Below are 7,795 nucleotides of genomic sequence, written 5' to 3'. Positions count from 1 at the left end.
TCCGCCGGCCGACGTCGGAACGCAACCAGCTCATCCCGTCGCATCCGAACCACGCTGAGCCGCGGCGTCGGAAACCGGAACCGGAACCTACGAGATCCGATCCACCAAGTGGGCTTTCGCCTCCGGCCAGTCGTCGTCGGTCATCGCGTACTGGGCAGTGGTGCGCCATCCGTCACCGAATCGGCGGTGCTTGCGCAGGAGTCCTTCGAACTGGGCTCCGAGTTTCGCTATGGCAGAACGGGACTGTGCGTTCTCGGCGTGGGTGTGCCACACGATCCGCACTGCGCCGCAGTCCTCGAAGGCGTGCCGCATCAGCAGGAACTTGGCCGTCGGATTGACCGTCGTCCCCTGAACCCGTTCGGCGTAGAAGGTGTAGCCGATCGCGGTCGCCCGAGAAGTGGCGTCGATGTCGTAGAAGCTCGTCGACCCCACCAGGGTGCCGTCGGTGTTGTCGACGACGGCGTAGGCGACCCGGTGTTCTGGATCTGCGAGTGCGGTATCGATCCAGGCACGTGCGGCGTCGACGTCGATGGGCACTCCGGACGTCCAGCGGAACCGATCCGGGTCGGCGACCACCTGTGCGAGTGCGTCGGCATCGTCGACGGTGAACGGCCGCAAGGTCACCCGCTCACCGACAAGGGCGCCGGTACCGAGCCAGGAACTCATCATCGTCTCCTCACGGATGGGGGGATCCCGGGGCAGATCAGACCGGCGCGGGCACCGGCGTCGACTCGGGTTCCTCCGGTGCCGGCCGGCGGCCGATCGATGCGAGCGGCTCGCGCATCCCGGCGCGGACGAACCCGAAGATCAGATAGACCAGCAGCACCGCATGCACCCACACGCCCAGGTTCACCCCGCCGATCACCCACCACTTCATCGGGGCGCCCGAGGTGAGGATGCCGAACAGCCGGAAGATCGTGAGATCCAGGGAGAGGTCGGCGATCAGGTAGGCGACGATGACCGACCAGTGAATCCGCAGCAGCACGAACAGCGGCAGGATCCACAGCGTGTACTGCGGGGAGTGCACCTTGTGGAACAGCATGAACCCGGCCAGCATCGCCGCGCACACGCCGAGCCACGGGTAGGCCCCGCCATTGCGGTACACCCGCCATCCCAGGTAGATCGCGAGCGCGAACGACGCGACGATCAGGATCGGTGAGAGCACTCCGACGAGTGAGTTGTAGGTGTCGTTCTGGCCACCGGTGAGATGCCGCAGACCCCAGTACCAGATCGAGTTGGTGTCGACGTCGGCCCGGCGTTTGCCCTGGAACGTCAGTGCCGCCTTCCAGCCGTCGTAGCCGAGGATCATGAACGGCAACTGCACCAGGATCACGGTGATCGCCGCGGCCGCGGCCACCCACACCGCGCCCACCCAGTCGAGTGCCTTGCGGGCGCCGGCGACCACCGGTGCGCCGTCGCCGCGGGTCAGCACGTAGATCGCCAGCGGTAGGACGAAGAACCCGGGATAGAGCTTCAGACAGAACCCGATCGCCAGCAGCACCGACGCGACGATCCCGCTCGTGCGGAGACTCCACCGCCGTTCCCCGGTCGCCGGATGCAGGCTCGCACCCCATGCCATGGCCGCGACCGCGGCGACGGTGGTGGCCACCACCGGTAGCTCCCAATTGTGGAAGGCGTAGAGCACCAGCGGCGGTGTGGCCGCCCACCACAGCACGTTCCAGCGGGTCAGCACCGCGAGCATGATGGTGATGGCCAGACCGAACGGTGCCAGCAGCAGTGCCGAATGCTGGAAGAACTGCAGGTCGGTGTTCGCACCGATTGCGCCCAGCCACATCAGCAGCCCCGACAGCACCGGGTATTCGACGACGCCGCCGAACAGCTGGCCGTCGGCGCCGATCCCGCCGTGGATGTAGGGGAAGACGTGATTGTTGATGTCGCGTCCGACCCACAGATACATCAGGTCCGAATAGCAGGGGACGATCGCGTTCGGGTCGCCCACCGGCCAGCGGTGACTGCGCCCGTCGGGGAAGTACGGTTCGCCACCGCACGCCGCCTTCACCTGGTATCCCCAGGCCAGCAGCAACAGTGTCAGCAGCAGCGACACCGTCAGGATCAGCACCATGTCCCCGCGGCGCGAGAACGTGAAACGCCCGTACCGATACAGGGTGTTCAGGCCCTCAGACATGGGCTACAGGGTAGGGGGTCGTCGACGTCCCACGCCCGGCCACCCTGGGCGAAGAGGGCGATTTCGCAGGTCAGGGCAACCTCGTGTATCTTGGACGGGTTGCCGACGCAGGCGACCCTCCTGCCGCGGACAGTCCGTGGCCGATGAGCCCATAGGAGGTGATGTGGTCACATGCGTCATTACGAATTGATGGTTATCCTCGACCCGAATCTGGACGAGCGCACCGTTGCTCCGTCGCTGGACACGTTCCTGAACGTGGTCCGCACTGATGGTGGCAAGGTCGACAACGTCGACATCTGGGGCAAGCGTCGTCTTGCTTACGAGATCGCCAAGCACACCGAGGGCATCTACGCCGTCGTCGACCTGAACGCCGAGCCGAAGACGGTCAGCGAGCTGGATCGCCAGCTCAAGCTGAACGAGTCGGTGCTGCGTACCAAGGTCCTGCGGAAGTAATCCACAGGCTTCTTCTGGATGTGCCGAGTTAGTCGGTACCGGGCCCTAGGGTGACACCCATGAGGCCACGATCCGTTCGTGGCCGCAGCCCGGTGCACATCGATCGACGAGTGCCCAACCACGACCAAGGGGAGACACATGGCAGGCGATACGGTCATCACCGTCATTGGCAATCTGACAGCCGACCCGGAACTCCGGTTCACGCCGTCGGGTGCCGCGGTGGCCAACTTCACGGTGGCCTCCACTCCGCGTACCTTCGACCGCCAGACCAACGAGTGGAAGGACGGCGAAGCGCTGTTCCTCCGCTGCAACATCTGGCGTGAGGCTGCGGAGAACGTCACCGAGAGCCTGACCAAGGGCTCCCGCGTCATCGTTCAGGGACGGCTCAAGCAGCGTTCCTACGAGACCCGCGAGGGTGAGAAGCGCACGGTCGTGGAGCTCGAGGTCGATGAGATCGGCCCCTCGCTGCGATATGCCACCGCCAAGGTCAATCGGGCCTCGCGCGGCGGTGGCGGTGGTGGCGGCGGCTTCGGTTCGTCTTCCGGTGGCGGCGCAGCCCGCAGCGGAGGCGGATCGGCGCAGTCGGTGCCCGACGATCCCTGGGGCTCTGCACCCGCGAGCAGTGGGTCGTCGTCGTTCGGCGGGGACGACGAACCACCTTTCTGATACATACGCGAACCTGTGGCGACGTCTACCCACGTGCGTTCGCAAGCATTTTGACTGGAGCAACACATGGCTAAGCAAAAAGGCCGGAAGGTTCGCGTCGAAAAGGTCACCAAGACCAAGGCGTGTTCCTTCTGCAAGGACAAGAAGTCCGTCATCGACTACAAGGACACCGCGCTGCTGCGTCGTTTCCTGTCCGACCGCGGCAAGATCCGTTCGCGTCGCGTGACCGGCAACTGCGTGCAGCACCAGCGCGACGTCGCCGTGGCCGTCAAGAACTCGCGTGAGGTGGCCCTGCTGCCCTTCACCTCGACCAGCCGATAAGCGGAAGGGAAGAGAACACACATGAAGCTCATCCTGACTGCTGCCGTCGAGAACCTCGGCGAGGCCGGCGATTCTGTTGAGGTCAAGGACGGCTACGGCCGCAACTACCTGCTCCCGCGTGGGCTGGCCATCAAGGCCACCCGTGGCGCGGAGAAGCAGGTCGAGGACATCCGCCGGGCGCAGGCCGCCCGCGAGGTGCGTGGCCTCGAGCACGCCAACGAGATCAAGCAGGCCCTCGAGGGTCTGTCCGGCGTCTCGCTGACCGTCAAGACCCACGACTCGGGCAAGCTGTTCGGTTCGGTCACCGCCGCCGACATCACCTCCGCCATCCGTACTGCGGGTGGACCGGTCGTCGACAAGCGCAACGTCGAGTTCCCCAAGGGCCACATCAAGGCCACCGGCTCGTACCCGGTCGTGGTGAACCTGCACGCCGACGTCACCGCAACCGTCGAGGTTGCCGTCGTCGCGGGCTGACACCTGCACGGACACAACGAAACCCGCCGGGCACACAGTGTCCGGCGGGTTTTGTCGTCGACCGGGCCCTCGAACTCGTTGACCGGGCCCTCGAACGCGTTGACCGGGCCCTCGAACGCGTTGACCGGGCGCTCGAATCCGTTGACCGGGCGCTCGAATCCGTTGACCGGGCGCTCGAATCCGTTGACCGGGCGCTCGAATCCGTTGACCGGGCGCTCGGATTCGTTGACAGGGCGCTCGAATCCGTTGACCGGGCGCAGGCCCGCTACTTCGGCGGCGGGGGCGACGCCGGAAGCTGGTTCCAGTACTGCAACCGCGGTGGCAGATACCGTGGGGCGGGATTCGCGCTGTGCGCCTTGGTGTCCCAGGCCGGGAAGAAGAACTTGTGCCAGCCCGGGGTGAAGATCAGGGCACGAGCACCGGTGCGGCAGGCGACGGTGTCGGCGCGCGGGACCGTGCAGGTGACCCCGCCGATCGTCACCCGCTGACCGACGCGCAGCTGCGGCGGCCGGAAGCCGGTCGTGGAACCGAACCGGTAGGTCGGTTCACCGAGGCCCGGCTGAACCCACCACGGCCCCTGCTGGTCGCCGGCGATCGCCGCGCCCAGGGTGTTGCGTGGGGCCGTGGCCGGACGGCCCTGACAGCCGACGTAGCGGTATTGCGGGCCCACCTGGCACATCCACCTGCCGGTGGTGAAGAAGGAGCGTCCGTTGTCGGCGTAGGCCAGGGAACGGTAGTGGTCGGGATCGACCGGTGTGTACCGGGCCAGGTCGAACTCGACCGGCATCGTGGGGCCCGCAGGCGCGGCCTGCGCGGCGGGGGAAGACATGGTCGCGGGAAGCCCGAGGATGATTGCCGCCGACACCCCGACGGTGGCGATCATGCGGGCGACACCGGCCGACGATCGGAACCTGTGCACGGTCCCCATTGCAACACAGCGCGGGTCGGTTGTGAGTCACATCTCCGCATTCGTCGTCCCAAGGGTTGGTCAACCCTGTTCCACGCAGAGTTCATCGGCTGGTCAACAACTGTGAGTTGTCGAGTATCACAACACGCCCGGCATCCACATTCCCCCCGACACGCCGAGGGAACAAAGAAGTTGTGCCTGTGGAATTTGAGAACCGCCTTGACCTGCACGTATGGGAGCATTCACACGCGAATTCCCCAGATATTCCACAGTGGGTGCACAACGGCTCCTGCGCTGCTCACACGCCCTCCACAATTGCTGCACAGGTTCATGCACAGGACGGTTTGAGCTGGTGCCGCCGCAGCCCCTAAGGTCAGCTCACAGACCATTGCACACGTGGCATGGGAGGGAATCCGGCCCCGTTTTTGTCGGAGTCGCGGGGTAATGGTTGATCCCGGTTGTAGGGGAAGTTTCGGTGTCCATCTCGGCGCCGGCCCCGTTCGGTGGAAGGTTGACGTTCAGTGGCTGTTGTCGATGATCGGGGGCACGACGGCGGATTCGACGGCGGCCGGAAAGGCAAGGGCGATTTCCGCGGCAAGGGCCGCAAGGACGACTTCGACGACGCCGACATCCCGGCCGAGGAGTTCGGCCGGCAGCCTCCGCAGGACATGGCCGCCGAACAGTCCGTCCTGGGCGGCATGCTGCTGTCCAAGGACGCCATCGCCGACGTGGTCGAGCGCATCCGTCCCGCGGACTTCTACCGCCCGGCCCATCAGGCCGTGTACGACGCGATCCTGGAGCTCTACGGGCGTGGTGAGCCCGCCGACGCGGTCACCGTCGCCGCCGAGCTCGAGCGCGCAGGCGAACTGCGCCGCGTGGGCGGTGCGCCCTACATCCACACCCTGATCTCGACGGTGCCGACCGCGGCGAACGCCGGCTACTACGCGGAGATCGTCGCCGAGAAGGCCATCCTGCGCCGACTCGTCGAGGCGGGCACCCGCATCGTGCAGTTCGGCTATGCCGGCGCCGACGGCCAGGACGTCGCCGAGGTCGTCGACCGCGCCCAGGCCGAGGTGTACGAGGTCACCGAGCGCCGCACCGCCGAGGACTACGTCCCGCTCGAAGAGCTGCTGCAGCCCACCATGGACGAGATCGACTCGATCGCCTCGCGGGGCGGTCTGTCGCTGGGCGTCCCCACCGGCTTCGCCGACCTCGACAAGCTCACCAACGGGCTGCACCCGGGGCAGATGATCATCGTCGCGGCCCGCCCCGGTGTCGGCAAGGCGCTCGCCCTTGACACCCCGCTGCCCACGCCCACCGGCTGGACCACCATGGGTCGGGTGGCCGTCGGCGACCGGTTGCTCGACGCACACGGTCGCCCCACCACGGTCGTCGCGGCGACCGAGGTGATGACCGACCGGCCGTGCTTCGAGGTCGAGTTCAGCGACGGCAACGTCCTCGTCGCCGACGCCCAGCACCAGTGGGTCGCCGACGTCGACGACCAGACCCAGGTGATGACCACCGAGACCCTGCGGGGGCATGTCGGCAGTGCGGTCATCCGCAACACCCGGCCGCTGGAGCTGCCGCGCCGCAACTTCGCCTACGGGCCCTACACCGTAGCCGCCCTGGCCGGGATGGCCTTCGACGACCCCGAGATCGGCATGCGGATCGACGCCGAGGGGCCCGTCGACGTGATGACGTTGATGGCCGACCTCGGTGGCCGGATTCCCTATGAGTACCTGCGCGGTTCGATCGCGCAGCGTCGTGCGCTGCTCGCCGGACTGCTCGACGCCCGCGCGATCGTCGACGACGACGGTTGGATCATCGTGCCCGCCGCCACCCGTCACATGACCGAGGTGGTGGCCGACCTGGTGGCCGGTCTGGGCTACACCTACCGCCGTTCGGCCACCGGCTGGTTGCGCGTCGACGCCGACGACGACGTGTTCACCGTCCATCACAAAGCGGTGCGGCACAAGGAACTCCGTCGTCGATCCGGTGTCCGCCGGGTGGTGTCGGTCCGTCCGGTCGACAGCGTGCCCGTGCGATGCGTGCAGGTGGACAACGAGGAGCACCTCTACCTCGCCGGTGAGGCGATGGTTCCCACCCACAACTCCACTCTCGCAATGGATTTCCTGCGGTCGTGCTCGATCCACAACGGCCTGACCGGCGCCATGTTCTCGTTGGAGATGAGCAAGACCGAGATCGTCATGCGCCTGTTGTCGGCGGAGGCGAAGGTCAAGCTCGGCGACATGCGCGGCGGCACCATGACCGACGACGACTGGACGCGACTGGCCCGCCGGATGGGCGAGATCTCCGAGGCTCCGCTGTTCATCGACGACTCACCGAACCTGACGATGATGGAGATCCGCGCCAAGGCGCGTCGTCTCAAGCAGCGCAACGACCTGAAACTCGTCGTGGTGGACTACATGCAGCTGATGACCTCGGGTAAGAAGGTCGAGTCCCGACAGCAAGAGGTCTCGGAGTTCTCCCGCCAATTGAAGCTGCTGGCAAAGGAACTCGAGGTTCCGGTGATCGCGATCAGCCAGCTGAACCGTGGACCCGAGCAGCGTACCGACAAGAAGCCACAGGTCTCCGACCTCCGCGAGTCGGGTTCGCTGGAGCAGGACGCCGACATGGTGATCCTGCTGCACCGCCCCGACGCCTTCGAGCGTGACGACCCGCGTGCCGGCGAGGCCGACATCATCGTCGGCAAGCACCGTAACGGTCCGACCGCGACAATCACTGTGGCACACCAACTTCACCTGTCGAAGTTCGTGGATATGGCGCGTGGCTGAGTAGCTGCCGCTATCGGTGAGTCTTGAGACTAG

General features: G+C 66.3%; 8 protein-coding genes. 5 read left to right on the top strand and 3 right to left on the bottom strand.

Annotated elements, in window-relative coordinates; all coding sequences use genetic code 11:
- Positions 1-87: 87 nt before the first annotated feature.
- The gene (locus GD1_RS23410) at positions 88-666 is read right to left on the bottom strand and encodes a GNAT family N-acetyltransferase (protein WP_059039915.1); all 579 of its coding nucleotides are present in this window, start codon (positions 664-666) and stop codon (positions 88-90) included.
- Between the two features lie 37 nt (positions 667-703).
- Positions 704-2,146 (bottom strand): glycosyltransferase family protein, encoded by a 1,443-nt coding sequence (locus GD1_RS23405; RefSeq protein ID WP_059039913.1) that lies wholly within the window; start codon positions 2,144-2,146, stop codon positions 704-706.
- Between the two features lie 171 nt (positions 2,147-2,317).
- Here GD1_RS23405 and rpsF point away from each other — a divergent pair, with 171 nt between their 5' ends.
- The 4 genes from rpsF to rplI all read left to right on the top strand — a co-directional run bounded on the left by rpsF (position 2,318) and on the right by rplI (position 4,060).
- On the top strand, positions 2,318-2,599 hold the full coding sequence (rpsF, locus tag GD1_RS23400; protein WP_020793037.1) for a 30S ribosomal protein S6: 282 nt from the start codon (positions 2,318-2,320) through the stop codon (positions 2,597-2,599).
- 138 nt (positions 2,600-2,737) lie between these two features.
- Complete coding sequence (locus GD1_RS23395) at positions 2,738-3,265, top strand: single-stranded DNA-binding protein (RefSeq protein WP_020793040.1); 528 nt, start codon at positions 2,738-2,740, stop codon at positions 3,263-3,265.
- Between the two features lie 66 nt (positions 3,266-3,331).
- A complete protein-coding gene (gene rpsR, locus GD1_RS23390; protein WP_020793036.1) occupies positions 3,332-3,586 on the top strand; it encodes a 30S ribosomal protein S18 in 255 nt (84 codons plus the stop codon).
- A gap of 21 nt (positions 3,587-3,607) precedes the next feature.
- The gene (rplI, locus tag GD1_RS23385; protein ID WP_020793041.1) at positions 3,608-4,060 is read left to right on the top strand and encodes a 50S ribosomal protein L9; all 453 of its coding nucleotides are present in this window, start codon (positions 3,608-3,610) and stop codon (positions 4,058-4,060) included.
- A 265-nt stretch (positions 4,061-4,325) separates the two neighbouring features.
- Here the strand turns inward: rplI and GD1_RS23380 are convergent, their stop codons facing one another.
- A complete protein-coding gene (locus GD1_RS23380) occupies positions 4,326-4,988 on the bottom strand; it encodes a hypothetical protein (protein ID WP_059039911.1) in 663 nt (220 codons plus the stop codon).
- 500 nt (positions 4,989-5,488) lie between these two features.
- Between GD1_RS23380 and dnaB the strand changes: the two genes are divergently transcribed.
- Positions 5,489-7,762: a replicative DNA helicase gene (gene dnaB / locus GD1_RS23375; protein WP_053777208.1), complete on the top strand. Its 2,274-nt coding sequence runs from the start codon at positions 5,489-5,491 to the stop codon at positions 7,760-7,762.
- Positions 7,763-7,795 lie beyond the last annotated feature (33 nt).

Source organism: Gordonia desulfuricans NBRC 100010 (genome assembly GCF_001485495.1).
GTDB classification, from domain to species: domain Bacteria; phylum Actinomycetota; class Actinomycetes; order Mycobacteriales; family Mycobacteriaceae; genus Gordonia; species Gordonia desulfuricans.
This window is presented reverse-complemented; position numbering and strand designations above follow the sequence as displayed.